The organism is Martelella alba, assembly GCF_006516955.1.
In the GTDB taxonomy this organism is placed as follows: Bacteria; Pseudomonadota; Alphaproteobacteria; order Rhizobiales; family Rhizobiaceae; genus Martelella; species Martelella alba.
On the sequence record NZ_VHLG01000047.1, the window covers coordinates 1 to 1,369 of the forward strand.

General features: G+C 54.1%; 1 protein-coding gene. It reads left to right on the forward strand.

Annotated features, from left to right (window positions below; translation table 11 throughout):
- Positions 1-136 precede the first annotated feature (136 nt).
- Positions 137-1,234: an IS1595 family transposase gene (locus tag FJU08_RS22600; RefSeq protein ID WP_141151297.1), complete on the forward strand. Its 1,098-nt coding sequence runs from the start codon at positions 137-139 to the stop codon at positions 1,232-1,234.
- Positions 1,235-1,369 lie beyond the last annotated feature (135 nt).

The window sequence follows — 1,369 nt, forward strand, 5'->3', positions numbered from 1 at the left end:
CGGACCAAAGTCTAGATGGGGTCAGAACAAGAACTGTGCGAAATCGTACGCGGCCTTTATCAACCAAAGACAGCAAAAACCTTGTAGCATATTGCATTCGATGCGATTCTCTTCGTGATAATTGCGGGAGATCAATATGTCCGAAATGATACTGGCCACGCTTTCCAATATTCGTACAGTTCAAGACATGATCTTGGCATTCCGGGACGAAGACCATTGCCGTCGTTTGTTGGAAAGCATGGTCTGGCCGCATGGCAGGGTTTGCCCTGCCTGTGGCTACAGGCGCTCCATTGCAATCGCTGGCCGGGACGTAGGCAAGCGCCGTGCACGGCCAGGCCTTTATCAATGTTCCAGCGGCGATTGCCGGTTCCAGTTCACAGTGACAACGCACACCCCGATGCATTCGACTAAATTGCCTTTGGGCACATGGCTCAAGGCGATGTGGCTTCTGTTGCAATCCGACAAAGGAATGTCATCGGTGCGCCTCGCTGAAACACTTGGGGTCAGTCAGCCCACCGCTTGGCGGATCGGACATGCGCTTCGTCTGATGGTGGCGCGCGAAAACATGCTCGACGGTACGGTTGAGATTGATCATTTCTATCTCGGTGGCAGACCGAGAAAACAACCGGACAAACCACCGTCAGGGCGAGGCCGAAAAGGGCAGAAGAAGACGGAAAAGACGCCGGTTGTCGCGATTGTACAGCGACCTGATGCTGCTGCTCCAGGCTCACCCGCTGGCGATGCCCGTGCATCCACCGTTTCAGGCCTATCGTTACGTGCAGCCGTTGGCGCGGTCGCAACACAAGTCGAGCTCGGTTCTCATCTGATGAGTGATGAAGCCAAAGCATTTATGGCGATTGGCGAAAGCTTTGCCGAGCACGAGACGGTCAATCATTCCAGTCGTGAATATGTGCGGGATCAGGTGCATGTAAATTCAGTTGAAGGTTTCAATGCCCGGGTCCGCCGCACCATCGCCGGCGTTTTTCATCACATCAGCCCAGAACTTGCCGATCTGTATTTCCATGAAATGGGCTTCCGCTGGTCGCAGCGTGTCGTTTCAGGCCAAGCGATACGAAAGAACCGAAATGGCAAGGAAAGCTTGAAGGTTCTGTGGTCTCGCGTGCCACCCGCGCTGCAATTGTTGCAGGTGTTCCGTTCGGCAACCGGACGCCAAATGCGCCGAAGCCCCCCTGGCGGCATCACCATCAAATCAACAGTGGCTGTCTTTCGTTGATAAAGGGCTCGTACGATATTTAGCAAATCTTGTTCCGACGCCAGTTAACGTGATGTAGTGGATGGCGCCCTCCGACGGCATCGAATGTGCCAAAATAGGTTTTGCTGAACCTTGAGAGGAGCCACTCACCATGGA